Below are 16,815 nucleotides of genomic sequence, written 5' to 3'. Positions count from 1 at the left end.
GAGGGATGTATGTCGGCGCTGCACGTGTTAATCGTTGAAGATTCGCTGATTTATCGTCGGTTACTCTCCCGAATGCTCACCCAGTGGGGGTATATCGTGAGCGAGGCGGAAAATGGCGTCGCCGCGCTGGAAATACTGTCCAGCCAGCCGATCAGCATGGTGATAAGCGACTGGGACATGCCGGAAATGGACGGACTCACGCTCTGTCAGACCATCCGCAACCGTCAGTTTGGCCACTACGTCTATGTCATTCTGCTCACGGCACGCGAAAATGCCGGGGATTTAACGCAGGGCTTTGCTGCCGGAGCCGATGATTTTTTAAGCAAGCCGGTCGAGCAGGATGAACTGCGGGCGCGTCTGCACGCCGGGGGCCGTATTTTAACGCTGGAAGCGACCCTCGCGGCGCACAACAAGCGCCTGAGTGAAGCGTTGCATCAGATTGAACAGGATCTTGAACTCGCGGCGCGCGTTCAGCACTCCGTGCTGCCTTCGCACCGCTTACGCTTTGGGAACTACTTTTCCGACTGGCTTTTCTTACCGTCTGCGTGGGTCTCAGGCGATGTGTTCAATATTTTTCCACTCGATTCTCACATTGGGTTCTATTGCGTGGATGTGTCCGGTCACGGCGTGGGGGCCGCGATGATGTCCCTCGCGGTGGCGCGTCAGTTCTTACATGGCCGGGTGGTAGACCGTTTTTTGTTTACCGATCAGGGCGGTATTCAGTCCCCTGCGGAGGTGATCAGGATCCTGAACAGCCGCTTTTGCAGTGAAGAGAGCGACATTACCAGCTATTTCACCATTATCTACGGGGTGATCGACCCCGAGAGCGGACGAGGGGTGTTGTGTCAGGCCGGGCATCCTACTCCCGTCATTGTGAACGCAGACAGCGCCGTCACGTCCGTGGGCGATGGCGGCCCGCCGGTCGGCCTGATCCCAGACCTGAGCTGGGAGGATGTCGCGTTTACCCTCAATCCGGGGGATCGCTTATGCTTATTCAGTGACGGTATTACGGAGTGTGAGAACGTCAGCGGTGAGCAGTTTGGCCCGCAGCGTCTCGAACGCTGGCTTCATGACCATGCCCGACTTCCGGTTGACCAGCTCCTGGCGCGGTTCGGTGACCACCTGACCGGCTGGCGCAACGCAAATCGTGATGAACCGACCGCCTTAACCGATGACGTTTCACTGCTCGTGATCGAGCGTCAGGGAGAAAAGAATGATTATTCACACTGAACGACTACCGCATGCCAACATTCTCACGCCCGCAGTCCGGCGGCTGGATGCCTCCGTTGCCGCGACGTTTAAAGCGTCCGTGACGGAAGAAATTGGCGACGATCGCAAGGCTTTGATTGTCGACTTCAGCAAAGTGGATTTTATCGACAGCAGCGGGCTGGGAATGCTGGTGTCGTTGTTTAAGCTGATGAACGGGAAAGGCGACATGGCGCTGTGCTCTCTGAACCCTGGGATCATGAATATGTTCACCCTGACCCGCATGGACCGCATATTCCGCATCTATCCGGACAAAAGCAGCGCGCTTGCGCAGCTGGGGCAGTAGATGCAGACGCCGGTGCAGGCAGAATTTCCGGCGGTGCTCGGTTCCCTGACGCCGCTGGCCTGCTGGCTGGAAGCGCGGCTGAGCGAGCTTCCCGTAGATGATGAGTGGCGTTTCGCGCTCGATCTCGCCGTTTGTGAGGTGGCGACGAATATCATCCGGCACGCGCTGCATGAGGATGCCTCGCGCACATTCAGCGTACGTTTCGATATCCGCGACAGCGACGTCTGCATTGTTTTTACCGACGCGGGTGACGCGTTTCCGCTGGCGCGGCTTGAGGCCGCCAGGCGAGACCGTTTTTGTGAAATCTCGCCGCTGCTGGAGAGCGGCAGGGGGCTGATGCTCATTTTGCTGAGCGTCGATCGTTTCTCGGTGGAGCGAGCGGCGGGTGATAATATTGCCACGCTTGAAAAGAAAATCAGCGTATGACCTGCGGGCCATACGCGTGCTGTTTCTATTTCGTGTTGTCAGCAAACAGCTCTGGCGCCCACGGGAGTGGGTCAACCTCCATAAATGGTGCCCGTTCGAAGCGATCCTTCAGCGCCCACGGCACCGTGCAGTCGAAGATCGTCTTGCAGGAAATGCCGTTGCCGCGAATTGAGGTGCTGTAATCCGGCGACTGGGACGGATCCAGCTGGTGGCCGCGGATCCCAGGAATATTGGTGATGCTGACATCGCCCTGCATGCGGGTGGTCATCGCCCACAGGATGTCGTCGCTGTCGAAAATATCCACGTCTTCGTCGACCAGAATAATGTTCTTCAGCTCCGAATAGGTGGCTAAGGCGATAAGCGCCGCCTGGCCCTGACGTCCTTCGTCTGACGGCTGGCGTTTTTTCACCTGCAATATCCCGAGGAACTTGCCGCCGCCCGCAGTATGGGCATAGATGTTTTGCAGGAATCCGGGAATTGCCTCTTCAACCGCATTAAGGATGCTGGCCTCGGTTGGCAACCCGGCCAGCGTGGTATGTTCTTCCCCCGGTCCCACCAGCGTCTGCAGGATGGCGTGGTTTCGCATGGTCACGGCTTTCACTTTGATCACCGGCAGGGAGGGATTCGCCTCGCCGCAGTAGCCCGGGAACTCCGGCATCGCGTGGCCGGTGTTGGTGTGCTGATCCTCTCTCACGCGCACGCCTGGAAGCAGTTCACCTTCGATGATTATTTCCGCCCGCGCGATGGCTTTCTCTTTGACCGCCACGCCCTGCACCAGCTCAACCGGATGCTGGCGCAGCGCCCCAGCGACACCCAGCTCATTGTAGCCAAACGGCGTGGTAGGGGCCTCAAAGCACGCGCCGATGTAGATGGCGGGGTCGAGACCCATGTTGATCGTCAACGGCAGCGGCTTTCCGGCCTCTTCCGCCTTTTTGCGGAAGACTTCGATATGGCGCCCGGCGGCAAGAAACATGGAAAGCTCGTCACGCTCCTGAACGCAGAGGCGGTGGATGGTGACATCCGTCAGCGAGCTATCTTCCGGATCGCTTGCCAGCACCAGCCCCAGACAGAAAAACGGACCCGCATCAATCGGCGTGTTGGTTGGAGCCGGAAGCAGCTTGCGCAGATCGAAGTCAGGATCGTCAGCATAAAAGACCTGCTCCTGGCAGGGGGCCTGCGAGGCCGGAACGACAACCGGCGCAACCGGCTTTTTCACCGCCTGGCCGACGTGCTTTGCCAGTTCCGAAGGCTCACAGCCCAACAGCAGCGCCGCACGCTCGCGGCTGGCGTGCATGCCCACCAGGATGCGGGAGTGCGGATAGCCCTTTACGCTGTTGAACATCATGGCTGGGCCCGTGCGGGTCGGACGTTTGACCGTGCCGCCTGCGCCGATATGGCGGTAGACGCCCGCCAGTTCCGCGTTGGGGTCGACCGGATGATCGGTTTCAATGTACTGCCCTTCGTGGCGCTGTAGTAAGGCGATGGCGCTGCGGAGATCGTTAATCTGGTTTTCCATATTTTCCTCCCTCGGTTGAATACCTCCATTTTTATGGCAATGACCAATACCATCAATTGCATCATTACTGTTAAATTGATAAGTAAATTTATATCAATAAAGGAAGTCGTCTCGTGCAGTTTCGTCAGATGCGCCACTTCATCGTCGTGGCCGAAGAGCTCCATATGCACCGGGCCGCCGAGCGTCTGAACATGGCGCAACCGGCGCTTAGCCAGCAGATAAAGGCCCTGGAGGAACGTTTAGGCGTCACGCTTTTCAGCAGGGCGAACCGCCGCTTGACCCTGACGCCCGCGGGCGAAGCATTTCTCGTGAAAGCCCGGCTTGCCATCTCGCTGACCGAACAGGCGGTGCTGGACGCCAGACAAACGGCACGGGGCGAGCAAGGTGTGTTAAACCTCGGGTGCGTGTCGAGCGCGATGTTTGATGGCAGGCTACCCGCTGCGCTGCGCCAGATGCACCGCCGCTGGCCCGCCATTACCATGTCGCTGATAACGGGAAATGTGCAGACGCTCTACGCCGCCGTGCAGAGCAACCAGCTGGATGTGGCCATCATCCGCGCGCCGCTGCCGTCGCTGCCGGACGATCTGCAAAGCCGGCCGTTCACCTCGGAGAAAACGGTGCTGGCGCTTTATCGTCAGCATCCGCTGGCCGGGTCCGCCGCGCTGACGCTCTCGTCGGTGAAAGACGAAAAATGGATCTCCCTGCGCGACCCGGAGGGAATGGGGCTGGAGCAGTACTTCTATGACGCCTGCAGCGGAGCGGGCTTTCAGCCGGACGTGGTGCAAAATGCGACCGACGTGCCCACGGTGATAAGCCTGGTTTCGGCGGGGTTTGGGCTGGCGCTGCTTCCCGCGTCGGCAAAGGCGGTGAGCGTTGAGAACGTCGTCTACGTGGACATCCTCGACCGACTACGGGAGAGCGAGCTCACCCTGGTTTGCCACCGGATTATTCGCTCAGAGGTGCTTAAAAAGTTTCTGGTTACGCTCGATCACACCTGACGTCCAGCCGCCTGCAGCAGCTGCTCACGCAGCCAGGCGTTCGCAGGATCCTGGCTGTTCTTCGGGTGCCAGTACATGTTGATGGTAATCGGCTGGAGCGGCAGCGGCGGCGCAAAGAGATCCAGCGTGCTGGCAAACTGTCTCAGCATTCGTTCCGGCAGGGTACACACCAGGTCGGTACCGGCAACCAGCGCAGGCGCCACGGCGTAGCTCTGCGTGGACATGGCGACGTGCCGCTGATGGCCCAGCCCGGCGAGGGTTTGATCGACAAAACCGGTGAACGGATCCCCCGCCGACGACACCACCAGATGAGAAAGCGCGCAGTAGCTTTCCAGATCCAGCGGACCTGTCCCGCGCGGATGGCCTTTACGCTGGGCAGTGGCAAACGCGTCGTCGAGAAGTTTGCGCCTCACCCATCCATCATGGGCGCCTGCGCTTACGCCGATGTAGATGTCCACATCGCCGTTCTCCAGCTGCTGCGGCAGTTCGGCCATCTCGGGCAGGGCGAAGCGCAGGCGAATACCGGGGGCATCGGTACCCACCTGGTTAAGCAGCCCGGTGCCGAGCATCAGCGCCGGGTTTTCATGCAGCGCAATAACAAAGGTCCGGCGGCTGGTTTGCGCCTCGAACGTGGTGGGGGAAAACATCGCGCTGATGCCGCGCAGTACGCTTGCCACCTGGGGCTTAAGCGCTTCTGCGCGCGGCGTGGGCAATACCCCGCGTCCATGCGGGGAGGGGATAAACAGCGGTTCGCCAAAGAGCGTGCGCAGACGCGCAAGACGGGCGGACAGCGCGGGCTGGCTGATGCCCAGCCGTGCGGCCGCATGGGTGATGTTCCTGTCCTGAAACAGGGCATCCAGCGTCAGGAGCAGGTCTATGTCCATGTCAGATATCCGCGTCATCTTATTTCGCGCTGCTGGCGTCCCGGTTGGTATAGGTCACAGGGACCCAGGCATAGCCGCCTTTCTCGCCTTTCGTCACATAGCCGATACCCGGGAACGGCAGATGAGGCGCGGCAATGAGGTCCTTGTTTTTCACAAAGTCAGCGAACGCCTGCTCGCGTACGCTTGCCGCTTTGTTCTCATCTTCATCGTAGGTGATGGTCACCGCAGGCTGCGGGAACTGGACCGCCGCGGCGTGAATGATGTCGCCCACGAAGGTGATCTTCTCGCCTTTACTTTCCAGGGTGTAGAAGGCTGAACCCGGCGTATGCCCGGGATGAACCGTGCCGGTAAGCCCCGGAAGAATCTCCGATGTGCCGCTAAACGGCACCACTTTACCCGCGTCAAGATAGGGTTTTAAGGTCTTCTGCGCGACATCGAAGTAGTTCTTGCCGTAGCCAGTTCTCTTCTGATTGTCGTCGTTAAAGAAAAAGTCGATGTCCGGTTTACCAACGAAAACGCGCGCGTTGCTGAACACCACCTTGCCGTCTTTCACCAGGCCGCCCGCATGATCGGAGTGGGCGTGGGTCAGCAGGACTTCAGTGATGTCCTCGGGTTTTATTCCCTGCGTGGCGAGGCTCTCAACCAAACGTCCGCCGGCATCGGGGCCAAAGAGCTGGCCTGACCCGGTATCCACCAGAATTTTATGTCCGGGTATCGCAATCAGGAAAGCGTTGATGGACACCTCAGCAGGGTTGGTCTGGAAATTTTTCGCGAGCAGGGCATCAATGTTTTGCGGCGTTGTCCGGCGCAGCAGCGTGTGCAGATCCTGCGCGACGGTTCCGTCCGTAAACGAGGTAACAAGCACGTCGCCGACCTGCACGCTGTAACCGCCCGCCGGTTGTTTAACGACGTGCTGCGGCGTTTCTGCAGAGGCCTGGAGCGCAGGGTAAAAAAGCAGTGAACTGGAAATCAGCGTGGAAAGTGCAAGTTTTTTCACGGTAAGCATACGAGTCTCCTTTGAAAGTGCTCATCTTACTGCTCCGTAAAATTATAAGAAGCTGCCCAGAAATGATAGGACCTATAAACGGGATGGATAGGAAACCGAAGGGCCGGGAAGGCGCGCGATAGCTTTCCCGGCTCGTAAGACATTATTTTTTCAGCGGTGCGTTCCAGCTGTCCGGCGTGGCTTTGGACCATGAGCCATAAGCGGCATTAGGCAGCACAATCCAGTCATCGCCGAAGTGCGCCTTACTGGCTTCAACCAGCTCGCGCTGCTGCTCGCTTGGTTTTTTGTTTTTAAACTGCACCGCGAAATCCGGCAGGCTGTCGCCGAACAACATCACGATCTGCTGCTTTTTGAGAATGCTCTGGCGACGCTCTTCCTTGCTGACGGTATCCAGCAGCACGCTTTCGTCGGAGACCTGCGGAAGTCCGAGGGCTTTTAAGGTATTGAGCGTATCGGCTTTGTTTTCCTGCATACGATCCGAGACATAGTAGATACGGACCTTACTTTGATTCACGTGGTCAAGAAACGCTTTCGCCCCCGGGATCAAACCGGGTTTCCCCTGTTTCTCCCAGTCGCTCCAGGTGTCCCATTTTGTATAGTCGTGGCACTGCTCTGTGTCGCGCACCAGCAGAGGCGTGTTGTCCAGTACCGTTTCGTCCAGATCCATCACCACGGCGTAATTTTCGGGCGTTTTCAGATTTTTTAATTTTTCATTGAAACGCTCGGTGGCAAACCGATATGTCTGTAGCTGCAGGGCCATAATCTCAGCCGATTTCTGCTGATAGCGCAGCGCCATTTCGTACGCTTTGGGTTCACACAGGTTGCTCTCAGCGGCCGTTGCCGTCGCACTCAGAACAGGTAATGCCAGCAGTACTGCCTTCGCCATAAAATTCACGCTTCTTTCCTCAACGCCTTGTTTAAAATCCGGAAAGGGTAGTGAAATTTAATGACAGATTGATGAATGCCGCGCCGTTATACCAGCATGTAATACCAGAACAGGGCGACCTCGTCTTTTTCCGGTAGGGCGTTGTAGAGATAACGATCGTATCCGCCCAGGGTAAAACCATAATGGCGGTAGAAAAGACAGGCAGACACGTTCACATTCTGGGTTTCCAGTCGTAACCCGGCAGCATTGACGCTGCGGGCCCAGACGTGGGCGGCGGCCATTAATTTTTGAGCCGCGCCGGTTCTGCGTCTGGCGCGATCGACGGCAATATAATCCACCGAAATAAATTTATTCCAGCTCATTGAGGCGGTAATAAATCCGGCTATTTCACCGTCATCAGTTTCGGCGACAAGAAATATGGCGTCCGGATTTACGCAATGGTTTTCAAGGGTTTGTATGTCGAGCTCGTAGGTTTTTATCCAGGGCTCGGCTACGGCTTCGATATGCAAATCACAGTGGATAAACGGCTCTCGGGCAATGTGGCTTATGGTGAAAGAAAAGTCACAACATTCAAGACGAACGAGGTCGGTATTTAATCCTTTTCGAATCTGCATAGTATTCTCTGTAGTGAGTTATTTCATAAAGAATAGACGAAGCGGATAAATCCGCTGAGCTCACGCACTTTTAATCCTGAACTAAGCTTGTACTTCATTCCGCGTAAAATGTGGGTCATTCGAGGACAATGAATGGAATTCAGGACATTTCAAAAGCAGTGGGGTGCTGAGTTTATTTCCGATGACGTTGTACGTTTTCGCGTCTGGGCAGAAGGACAGAAAAAACTTACGCTTCGTCTGGCCAACGCCGACGTGCCGATGACGGCAACGGGGAGTGGCTGGTTCCAGGCAGACGTACCCGGCGTCACACACGGGACAGAATATCAGTTTGTCCTGCAGGACGGCATGACGGTGCCCGATCCCGCGTCACGGGCGCAAAAGGGGGATGTAAACGGACCTTCCGTGGTTATCGATCCCCGCCGCTGGGAGCCCGTCAACCGGGAATGGGCCGGGCGGCCCTGGGAAGAGACGGTCATCTACGAACTGCACATCGGCACCTTCACTCCGGAGGGCACCTTCCGGGCGGCCATCGACAAGCTGCCTTATCTGGCAGAGCTCGGGATCACCCAGCTTGAAGTGATGCCCGTCTCCCAGTCCGGCGGTTCCCGCGGATGGGGGTACGACGGCGTACTGCTGTATGCCCCGCACTCTGCCTACGGCACGCCGGAGGATTTCCACGCGTTTATTGATGCCGCGCATGGGCTGGGGCTTTCCGTGGTGCTGGATATCGTGCTCAACCACTTCGGCCCGGAAGGGAATTATCTGCCCCTGCTGTCGCCGGCGTTTTTCGATGCACAGCGCACGACGCCCTGGGGTAACGGCATCGCCTATGAGCTGGAGCCGGTCAGGCAATATATTACCGACGCGCCGCTCTACTGGTTGACGGAATATCGTCTGGATGGCCTGCGGTTTGATGCCATCGACCAGATTAAAGACGCCTCGGATACGCATGTTCTGGTGGAGATAGCCGGGAAGATCCGTCAGGCGATCCCGCACCGGCACGTTCACCTGACCACGGAAGACAGCCGCAACGTGATTTTCCTGCACCCGCACGATGAACAGGGCCACACGCCCCTGTTCACCGCCGAGTGGAACGATGATTTTCACAACGCTGCTCACGTGTTTGCCACCGGTGAGACGCACGCCTACTACCAGGATTTTGCCTTTGAGCCGGAGAAAAAGTTCGCCCGGGCGCTGGCGGAAGGGTTTGTCTACCAGGGCGAAGTGTCCCTGCAAACCGGTGAATCCCGCGGGGTGGAGTGCCACTCGCAGCCGCCGCAGTTCTTTGTCGATTTTATTCAAAACCACGATCAGACCGGGAATCGCGCCCAGGGCGAGCGGCTTATCTCCCTGGCGGGTGCCGATAAGACGCGGGTACTGCTGGCCGCGCTGCTGCTTTCCCCCCATATCCCGCTGCTGTTTATGGGCGAGGAGTACGGTGAAACGCACCCGTTCCTGTTCTTCACCGATTTTCACGGTGAACTGGCAAAGGCGGTGCGGGAAGGGCGCGCGAAAGAGTTTACCGGCCACGCGGGGCACGATGACGACGTACCCGATCCGAATGACCTGAACACCTTTCTCCGCTCAAAACTCGACTGGCATAAAATCGCCACCGACGAGGGCAAAACCTGGCTGCGGTTTACGCGCAACCTGCTCATGCTGCGTCATCGCTATATTGTTCCGCTGCTGCAACAGAGGGGCGCCGTTGAAGGCAAGGTGGTCGCGACGGCCCCCGGCATGGTGGCGGTGAGCTGGCGCTTCCCGTCAGGGACACTCTCACTGGCGTTGAATATCGGAACCCGACCCGTCGGGCTGCCCGCGCTCGCGGGGGAGACGCGCTTTGCCTGGCCGGACGTAGACGACGTTTTACCCCCGAACAGTATTGTTGTTCGCTTTGCTGATGGAGAAGCATCGTTATGATCCCTTCCGCCACATACCGTATTCAGTTCCGTAACGGAATGACCTTTGACCGCGTCGTCGCGCTGGTGCCGTACCTGAAAGATCTCGGTATCAGCCATCTCTACGCCTCGCCGGTGTTTACCGCAACAAAAGACTCTACCCACGGCTATGACGTGACCAACCCGAATGAAATTGACCCCGCCATCGGCGGACGAGAAGGGTTTGACCGCATGGCCGCGGCGCTAAGGCAGGCCGGTATGGGGCTGATTCTGGATATTGTCCCAAACCATATGTCCACCTCGCTGGAAAACGCCTGGTGGCGGGATGTGATTGAACATGGCCAGCAGAGCCGCTACGTGCGCTATTTTGATATCGACTGGTCGCGACCGCTCACGTTGCCGTTTCTCGGCGATACCTTTGAGGCGGAGCTGGAGAAGGGAACCATCACGCTAAAACGTGACCCTGTCACGAAAAAGGCCGCGCTGGTCTACTACGACGCCGAGTATCCGCTCAACCCGGGTACGTACAGCGAGGAGAAGAGCATCGCCGAGCTGCACAACGCGCAAAGCTGGCGGCTGATGTCCTGGCGCGAAGCGCCAAAACAGCTCTCATGGCGACGCTTCTTTGAGATCACCGGGCTGGTAGGCGTCCGGGTTGAAGATGAGGCGGTCTTCGACGACACGCACTGTCTTATTCTTGAACTGGTCCATGCGGGCGTGGTGGATGGCCTGCGCATTGACCATATCGACGGCCTGGCCGATCCGCTGGGCTATCTGCAGCGCCTGCGGCAGGCAACCGGACCCGACTGCTACATTACGGTCGAAAAAATTCTCGCGAAGGGAGAACAGCTCCCCACAGACTGGCCAGTCTCCGGCACTACCGGCTATGAGTTTATCGCCTCGCTGGCGGAAGTGCTGGTCGACGACGCTAACCTGCCGCGCCTGGAAAAAATCCACGACGAGACGCTGGGGGGCACGGTCGATCGCCACGCTGAACTGCGGGACGCTAAGGGCCTGATGACCGATCGCAATTTTGAGGGTGAATTCACCACGCTGCTCACGATTGCGGCTGACCTGGCCCGGCGTAATGACGTTGCGCTGCCGCGTGACGATATCCGCCACGCGCTGCGTGAACTGCTTATCGCTTTTCCGGTCTACCGCACCTATGGCACCCGGGAGGGGTTAACCCCGCCGGACGTGGCGCTGCTCAACCGTGTGGTCGCCAGCGTGGAGACCTCTGAAGCGGCGCTCAGCCTGATTGTGCGCATTCTTACCGGCGACCTGCCGGACGCGTGCCGCGAGAGCGCCGCGCTGTTCAGAACCCGCTTCCAGCAGCTTACCGGGCCGCTGATGGCGAAGTCCGTTGAAGACACGCTGTTCTTTCGCCATAACCTGGAGCTGGCGCTCAATGAAGTAGGCGCCGACCCGACGCCGCGCGCGTTCTCGCTATCCCGTTTTCACCAGGAGATGCGCATTCGTCTTGCCCGTCAGCCCGACGCGCTGCTTGGCACCTCCACGCACGACACCAAGCGCGGGGAAGATGCCCGGGCGCGTCTTTACACCCTGACGGAAGCCCCGGAACAGTGGGGGGAAAACCTGGCCCGCTGGCGACAGATGAACCAGACCCAGGTGCGTTTCCTTAATGACGGTACCGCGCCGAACGCCGCTGACACCTGGATGATCTACCAGGCGCTGGCGGGTGTCTGGCCCGCCACGCTGTCTCCCGACGACGTGGACGGGCTTAAATCACTGGAAGCGCGTTTCCTCGGATTCCTGGAGAAAGCGCTGCGCGAGGCGAAACAGCGCACCGACTGGATCGACAGCAACGAGAGCTATGAGAGCGTGGTGCTGAGCTACGCGCGGCACCTGCTTTCCCCGGACAACAGCCCGTTTCTGGAGGATTTCAGCGAGGCGATGCAGCCCTTTATCCGCGCCGGGCTGATGAACAGCCTCAGCCAGACGGTGATCAAGCTGACGGCACCCGGTGTGCCGGATATCTATCAGGGCAGCGAGGCGCTTAACTTTAGCCTTGTCGACCCGGATAACCGCCGGGAGCCGGACTTCCCGGCCCTGGAAAGACACCTCAGCGCGGCGGATGCCCGCGTGTTTAACGACCCGGCCTGCTGGCGGGATGGAAGGGTAAAACAGTTTGTTACCGCCACGCTGTTACGGCTTCGACCGCATTACGCCTCACTTTTCCATTACGGTGACTGGCTGCCGCTTAAGGTGACCGGTGAGCGTGAGGAGAATCTGATTGTTTATGCCCGCGTTAAGGACGATGAGGCGCTGATCGTTGCCGTGCCGCGTCTGGTGTTTGACATCACCTGTCACGACAGGCTGTGGGTGAATACCACGGTAGCAATCCCTGCAGAACTGGCCGGGAAGCGCTATCGGGATCTGTTCAGCGGTGAAAGCCGCATTCTGCAAGAGACGCTGGATTTAACGTCAGAAAAGGGATGTGTACTGGTTCTGCTTACCTGCGAATAATCGTGGAGAACGAAAATGGCTAAGGATACAACGTTTGAAATTCGGGCCGGACATGGCCAGCAGTTGGGGGCGAATTATGACGGGAAGGGGGTCAACTTCGCGCTGTTCTCCGCTCACGCCGAGCGGGTGGAACTCTGTCTGTTTGACCCGTCCGGGAAAACAGAAATCGCCCGGCTGGAACTCCCGGAGTATACCCACGAGATCTGGCACGGTTACGTACCGGATCTGAAGCCCGGCGCGCTGTACGGCTATCGCGTCTACGGCCCTTACGATCCGGAAAACGGTCATCGCTTTAACCCGCATAAGCTGCTTATTGACCCTTATGCCCGTGAACTGGTGGGCGATATCGACTGGAACGACGCCCATTTCGGCTATGAGCTGGGGCACGACGAGTTAGATTTGAGCTTTGACACCCGCGACAGCGCGCCGTTTACGCCGAAATGCCGGGTCATCGACCCCAATGCCTTTGACTGGCAGGACACTAACCGACCAAACGTCCCCTGGCCGCATACCGTCGTTTATGAGAGCCATGTGAAAGGTTTTACCCAGCTCAACCCGGCCATACCGCCCGAACTGCGCGGCACGTTTGAGGGGATGGGGCATAAAGCGTCGGTTGACTACATCAAGAGCCTGGGCATCACCGCGGTAGAGCTGCTGCCGGTTCACTGGTTCCCGGACGATCAACACCTGCTCGACCGTGGCCTGAAGAACTTCTGGGGCTACAACACGCTGGGCTTTTTTGCCCCGGCGTCACGTTATTACGGACCCGCGGGGATCCAGGGCTTTCGCGATATGGTGCGCGCGTACCATGACGCGGGCATCGAGGTGATTCTGGACGTGGTGTATAACCACACGGCGGAAGGCAACGAGCTTGGCCCCACGCTCTCGTTTAAAGGGATTGATAACTACAGCTATTACCGCACGCTGCCGGACCAGCACCGGTATTACATCAACGATACCGGTACCGGGAATACGGTGAATACCTCGCACCCGCGCGTGCTGCAGATGGTGATGGATTCCCTGCGCTACTGGGCAGAATCGATGCATATCGACGGTTTTCGTTTTGACCTCGGGACAATTCTGGGTCGAGAGCCCGAAGGGTTTGATCCGCGCGGCGGGTTTTTTGACGCCATGACCCAGGATCCGGTGTTATCCCGCCTGAAGCTGATTGGTGAGCCCTGGGATATCGGTCCTGGCGGGTATCAGGTCGGCGGTTTCCCGCCGGGCTGGGGGGAGTGGAACGACAAATACCGCGACACCGTGCGCGAGTACTGGAAGGGAGATAACGTCTCTACCGACTTTGCCGCGCGTCTGCTCGGCTCCGGCGACCTGTACGATCTGCGCGGGCGTCGCCCGTGGGCCAGCGTCAATTTCATCACCGCCCATGACGGCTTTACGCTGAACGATCTGGTTTCGTACAACGAGAAGCATAATGCCGACAACGGCGAGGACAACAACGACGGCCACAACGATAACCGGTCGTATAACTACGGCGAGGAAGGGCCAACCGGGAACCCGGAGATCATTGCCACCCGGGAGCGGCAGAAGCGTAATTTCCTGGCCACGTTGCTGCTGTCTCACGGTACGCCGATGCTGCTGGCCGGGGACGAGTTTGGCCGGTCGCAAAAAGGCAATAATAACGGGTACTGTCAGGACAGTGAGATCTCGTGGATCAACTGGAAGGGACTCTCTGAAAACGACACCGCCCTGCGCGAGTTTACCCAAAGGCTGATCGCCCTGCGCGCGCAGCAGCCGCTGCTGCGTCGCGAAAGCTGGCGCGACGGGCTGGAGATCCGCTGGTTCAATGCCGGCGGCGGCCCGCAACAGGCCGAGCAGTGGGATGAAGGCTCGACGCTCGGGGTCTCCATCAGCAGGCCGGATCTTCAGCAGGAGGAGGGCATCTGGCACGACGTGCTGATGCTGTTCAATCCGTTTGAAGGCACCGTGCCGTTCCAGATCCCACAGTTTGGCGAAGGGGGATGGGTGCTGGAACTCTCCACGGCGGATGACGCCACGGGGACCGCGATCACCGAAACCGTCGAGTACGCACTGGCCGGACGCAGCATTACCCTGTTCAGACGTCCTTAGCCTCAGAGTGATGCCGCCGCGCGGGCGGCGGTGTCATACAGGGAGGAGATCGTGCGTAACAGCTGCGCGGTTTCCCCAATCGATTTCCCGGCAATTCCGCTCTCCGCGTGGATCGCAATTAAACACGCTTCCCGAACGTCCCGGTACCTCATACACAACGCTTTCCCCTCCTCTGTGGTGGAGAAAAAGAGCTCTTTGCCCGCTTTTTCACTCGTCACGTAGCCCGCTTTGACCAGCTTTTTCAGGGCGTAGGTCACCACGTGGGTATCTTCCACGTTGAGAACGAAACAGATATCGGCCAGCTTTTTCTTGCGATCGCGGTGGTTCACGTGATGCAGCAGCGAAACGTCAAAGGCACCCATGTCGGGCTCGCCCGCTGCGGTCATGCAGCGCACCATCCATTTGTTGAAGGCGTTGCTGGTCATGATCAGCGCGTATTCCAGCTCTGACAGCTCTGCGCAGCGCTCGGACACCAGATGGCGGGAGGAGACGATCCGGCCGTCGTTGATATCGTCGTGATGGGAGCTAGCACTCTTTTCTGAAGTCATAACGTTCCTTAACCAGAAATGTAAACTCATCGATAAAATAAGAACATTTTATTGATAAATTGTTTACATGTTTTTGAGGTTCAGATATAGCTTTTTAGCGCAGGTTTGCCAAACCTGACGAAAAACACAACATCGCTCGCCGCAAATTAAAAAAATAGCCGTCGGCGCGCAACGCTCACTTTCGATAGAGTAAACGTTATGGACGGTACTACGCTGTTGCCGCTGATCGGGATACCGATCGTGGTTATTGGTTTTGCACTGCGCTTCAACCCGCTGCTGGTAGTTGTGGTCGCGGGGCTGGCGACGGGTCTGCTGGTCGGTATGGATTTCGGCATGCTGCTGGAGACCTTCGGCGAGAAGTTCGTGAACAGCCGCTCGCTGGCCACCTTCATTCTGATCCTGCCGGTAATTGGTCTGCTGGAATATTACGGGCTTAAGGAGCGCGCCCAGGCCTGGGTGGCGAAGATCGCCAGCGCCACCTCGGCGCGCATTCTGATGCTTTACTTTGTGGCGCGTGAAGGCACCGCCGCGCTGGGGCTGATGTCGCTGGGCGGTCATGCTCAGACGGTCCGTCCGCTGCTGGCGCCAATGGCCGAAGGGGCGGCGCTGAACGAATACGGCGAACTCCCGCAGCACATCCGCGACAAAATCAAAGCCCATGCCGCCGCGTGTGACAACATTGCGGTCTTCTTCGGGGAAGATATCTTTATTGCCTTTGGCGCGGTGCTGCTGATTGACGCGTTCCTGAAGGAAAACGGCATTGAGGGCATCGAACCGCTGCATATCGGCCTGTGGGCCATTCCAACCGCCATTGCGGCATTGATTATTCATATGACGCGCCTGCTGCGCCTTGATGCCAGCATCCGTCGCGACGTCATGGCCTGGCGCGCCGAACAGGGTACGCAGGAGGCCGCGCAATGATCACGCTTATCTCCATTAACCGTGTGTATTACCTGATTGGCTTTGTCGTGATGCTGCTGGTCGTGATGACCCTTCGCGATCGCGCCAATCCGAAGCGTTTTACCACCGCGCTGTTCTGGTTCTTGTTTGGCGGGATCTTCCTGTTTGGCGACCTGATGGTGCAGGAGCTGGGTAAATCCCTGGCGTACCGGATCATCGGCGGCGGCGTCATTGTTATCGCGCTGCTGGCGGGCTTTGGCCTGGTCGGGAAAGGGCACTATAAAATGTCCACCGAGGAGGAGCGCGTCGCCTCTTCGAACAGACTGAAGAACTGGCTGTTCCTGCCCGCCCTGATGATCCCGGTAGTGACGGTGATCGGCACCCTGTTCCTGAAAGGGGTGTCGGTTGGCGGCGTGTTCCTGCTCGATCAGAAACAGCTCACCCTGGCGGCGCTCTGTGTGGCCTGCGTTGCGGCGATCCTTACCGGCTGGTGGCTGACCAAAGGCACGCCGCTGCATGCGGTTCGCCAGTCTCGTCGCCTTGTCGATACCATCGGCTGGGCGGTGATCCTGCCGCAGATGCTGGCCATGCTTGGCGGGGTCTTTGTGGTGTCGAACACGGGGGACTCGGTGCAAAAGGTGGTGAGCCTGTTTGTGAACCCGGATAACCGCTTTATGCTGGTGGTCATTTACTGCGTGGGGATGGCGCTGTTTACCATGATCATGGGCAACGCCTTTGCGGCCTTCCCGGTATTAAGTGCCGGTATCGCCTTGCCGTTCCTGATTAACGTGCATCACGGCAACCCGGCGCCGCTGCTGGCGATTGGCATGTACGCGGGCTATTGCGGCACGCTAATGACGCCGATGGCCGCGAACTTCAATATCGTTCCCGCCGCGCTGCTGGAGCTGAAGGACAAATATCAGGTGATCAAGATCCAGATCCCGACCGCGTTAACCCTGCTGGTGGTGAACGTGTTCTTAATGTATTTCCTCGTGTTTCGCTAAGGAGCTGT

15 protein-coding genes are annotated in these 16,815 nt (G+C 58.4%); 9 read left to right on the top strand and 6 right to left on the bottom strand.

Annotation, left to right across the window (positions count from 1 at the left end; all coding sequences use genetic code 11):
• Positions 1 to 9 precede the first annotated feature (9 nt).
• From EKN83_RS09100 to EKN83_RS09090, 3 genes are read left to right on the top strand one after another with little or no spacing between them, the layout of a single operon-like run.
• Entirely contained in the window at positions 10 to 1,230 is a 1,221-nt protein-coding gene (locus EKN83_RS09100; protein WP_126800740.1) for a PP2C family protein-serine/threonine phosphatase, read from the top strand.
• Positions 1,214 to 1,552, top strand: a complete 339-nt coding sequence (locus EKN83_RS09095; protein ID WP_025756479.1) for an STAS domain-containing protein — start codon at positions 1,214 to 1,216, stop codon at positions 1,550 to 1,552. Before EKN83_RS09100 ends, EKN83_RS09095 begins: the two co-directional genes overlap by 17 nt.
• On the top strand, positions 1,553 to 1,978 hold the full coding sequence (locus tag EKN83_RS09090; protein ID WP_126800739.1) for an ATP-binding protein: 426 nt from the start codon (positions 1,553 to 1,555) through the stop codon (positions 1,976 to 1,978). It abuts the gene before it with no gap.
• 25 nt (positions 1,979 to 2,003) lie between these two features.
• Here EKN83_RS09090 and EKN83_RS09085 read toward each other — a convergent pair whose 3' ends face one another.
• Positions 2,004 to 3,494, bottom strand: a complete 1,491-nt coding sequence (locus EKN83_RS09085; RefSeq protein ID WP_126800738.1) for a UbiD family decarboxylase — start codon at positions 3,492 to 3,494, stop codon at positions 2,004 to 2,006.
• 113 nt (positions 3,495 to 3,607) lie between these two features.
• Between EKN83_RS09085 and EKN83_RS09080 the strand changes: the two genes are divergently transcribed.
• Entirely contained in the window at positions 3,608 to 4,492 is an 885-nt protein-coding gene (locus EKN83_RS09080) for a LysR substrate-binding domain-containing protein (protein WP_126800737.1), read from the top strand.
• Here the strand turns inward: EKN83_RS09080 and EKN83_RS09075 are convergent.
• From EKN83_RS09075 to EKN83_RS09060, 4 genes are all read right to left on the bottom strand, one after another.
• Positions 4,483 to 5,394, bottom strand: coding sequence for a LysR family transcriptional regulator (locus tag EKN83_RS09075; protein WP_126800736.1), 912 nt, complete (start codon positions 5,392 to 5,394; stop codon positions 4,483 to 4,485). The two genes, EKN83_RS09080 and EKN83_RS09075, sit on opposite strands and share 10 nt — an antisense overlap.
• A 1-nt stretch (position 5,395) precedes the next feature.
• The gene (locus EKN83_RS09070) at positions 5,396 to 6,382 is read right to left on the bottom strand and encodes an MBL fold metallo-hydrolase (protein ID WP_025756474.1); all 987 of its coding nucleotides are present in this window, start codon (positions 6,380 to 6,382) and stop codon (positions 5,396 to 5,398) included.
• Positions 6,383 to 6,524: 142 nt separating this feature from the next.
• The gene (locus tag EKN83_RS09065) at positions 6,525 to 7,277 is read right to left on the bottom strand and encodes a 5'-nucleotidase, lipoprotein e(P4) family (protein WP_126800735.1); all 753 of its coding nucleotides are present in this window, start codon (positions 7,275 to 7,277) and stop codon (positions 6,525 to 6,527) included.
• 77 nt (positions 7,278 to 7,354) lie between these two features.
• Positions 7,355 to 7,882: a GNAT family N-acetyltransferase gene (locus tag EKN83_RS09060; RefSeq protein ID WP_025756472.1), complete on the bottom strand. Its 528-nt coding sequence runs from the start codon at positions 7,880 to 7,882 to the stop codon at positions 7,355 to 7,357.
• A gap of 132 nt (positions 7,883 to 8,014) precedes the next feature.
• Between EKN83_RS09060 and treZ the strand changes: the two genes are divergently transcribed.
• Genes treZ through glgX form a run of 3 tightly spaced genes read left to right on the top strand, consistent with a single transcriptional unit; the run spans position 8,015 to position 14,355 of the window.
• Positions 8,015 to 9,802 carry a malto-oligosyltrehalose trehalohydrolase gene (gene treZ, locus EKN83_RS09055; protein WP_126800734.1) on the top strand — a complete coding sequence of 596 codons (1,788 nt, stop codon included), beginning with the start codon at positions 8,015 to 8,017 and terminating at the stop codon, positions 9,800 to 9,802.
• Positions 9,799 to 12,267 carry a malto-oligosyltrehalose synthase gene (gene treY, locus EKN83_RS09050; RefSeq protein ID WP_126800733.1) on the top strand — a complete coding sequence of 823 codons (2,469 nt, stop codon included), beginning with the start codon at positions 9,799 to 9,801 and terminating at the stop codon, positions 12,265 to 12,267. Before treZ ends, treY begins: the two co-directional genes overlap by 4 nt.
• Positions 12,268 to 12,282: 15 nt before the next feature.
• Positions 12,283 to 14,355: a glycogen debranching protein GlgX gene (glgX, locus tag EKN83_RS09045; protein ID WP_126800732.1), complete on the top strand. Its 2,073-nt coding sequence runs from the start codon at positions 12,283 to 12,285 to the stop codon at positions 14,353 to 14,355.
• Between the two features lie 2 nt (positions 14,356 to 14,357).
• Here the strand turns inward: glgX and EKN83_RS09040 are convergent, their stop codons facing one another.
• Positions 14,358 to 14,903, bottom strand: a complete 546-nt coding sequence (locus EKN83_RS09040; RefSeq protein WP_126800731.1) for a winged helix DNA-binding protein — start codon at positions 14,901 to 14,903, stop codon at positions 14,358 to 14,360.
• A 198-nt stretch (positions 14,904 to 15,101) separates the two neighbouring features.
• Here EKN83_RS09040 and EKN83_RS09035 point away from each other — a divergent pair, with 198 nt between their 5' ends.
• Together EKN83_RS09035 and EKN83_RS09030 are read left to right on the top strand one after the other, a co-directional pair.
• A complete protein-coding gene (locus EKN83_RS09035; protein WP_025756467.1) occupies positions 15,102 to 15,824 on the top strand; it encodes a DUF969 domain-containing protein in 723 nt (240 codons plus the stop codon).
• Positions 15,821 to 16,807, top strand: a complete 987-nt coding sequence (locus EKN83_RS09030) for a DUF979 domain-containing protein (protein ID WP_126800730.1) — start codon at positions 15,821 to 15,823, stop codon at positions 16,805 to 16,807. The genes EKN83_RS09035 and EKN83_RS09030 overlap by 4 nt, the downstream gene beginning before the upstream one ends.
• The last annotated feature ends 8 nt before the right edge of the window (positions 16,808 to 16,815 follow it).

The sequence above is a fragment of the Enterobacter sp. WCHEn090032 genome (assembly GCF_003986875.1).
Classification (GTDB): Bacteria; Pseudomonadota; Gammaproteobacteria; order Enterobacterales; family Enterobacteriaceae; genus Enterobacter; species Enterobacter sichuanensis.
The sequence above is the reverse complement of the archived record's forward strand: the minus strand, read 5'-3'. Positions and strand labels throughout refer to the sequence as shown.

Coding starts and splice junctions, on each gene's coding strand:
- EKN83_RS09075 (WP_126800736.1), bottom strand. CDS start 5,394: ATGACGCGGATATCTGACATGGACATAGACCTGCTCCTGACGCTGGAT.
- EKN83_RS09090 (WP_126800739.1), top strand. CDS start 1,553: ATGCAGACGCCGGTGCAGGCAGAATTTCCGGCGGTGCTCGGTTCCCTG.
- EKN83_RS09035 (WP_025756467.1), top strand. CDS start 15,102: ATGGACGGTACTACGCTGTTGCCGCTGATCGGGATACCGATCGTGGTT.
- EKN83_RS09070 (WP_025756474.1), bottom strand. CDS start 6,382: ATGCTTACCGTGAAAAAACTTGCACTTTCCACGCTGATTTCCAGTTCA.
- EKN83_RS09095 (WP_025756479.1), top strand. CDS start 1,214: ATGATTATTCACACTGAACGACTACCGCATGCCAACATTCTCACGCCC.
- EKN83_RS09085 (WP_126800738.1), bottom strand. CDS start 3,494: ATGGAAAACCAGATTAACGATCTCCGCAGCGCCATCGCCTTACTACAG.
- treZ (WP_126800734.1), top strand. CDS start 8,015: ATGGAATTCAGGACATTTCAAAAGCAGTGGGGTGCTGAGTTTATTTCC.
- EKN83_RS09100 (WP_126800740.1), top strand. CDS start 10: ATGTCGGCGCTGCACGTGTTAATCGTTGAAGATTCGCTGATTTATCGT.
- EKN83_RS09060 (WP_025756472.1), bottom strand. CDS start 7,882: ATGCAGATTCGAAAAGGATTAAATACCGACCTCGTTCGTCTTGAATGT.
- EKN83_RS09040 (WP_126800731.1), bottom strand. CDS start 14,903: ATGACTTCAGAAAAGAGTGCTAGCTCCCATCACGACGATATCAACGAC.
- glgX (WP_126800732.1), top strand. CDS start 12,283: ATGGCTAAGGATACAACGTTTGAAATTCGGGCCGGACATGGCCAGCAG.
- EKN83_RS09030 (WP_126800730.1), top strand. CDS start 15,821: ATGATCACGCTTATCTCCATTAACCGTGTGTATTACCTGATTGGCTTT.
- treY (WP_126800733.1), top strand. CDS start 9,799: ATGATCCCTTCCGCCACATACCGTATTCAGTTCCGTAACGGAATGACC.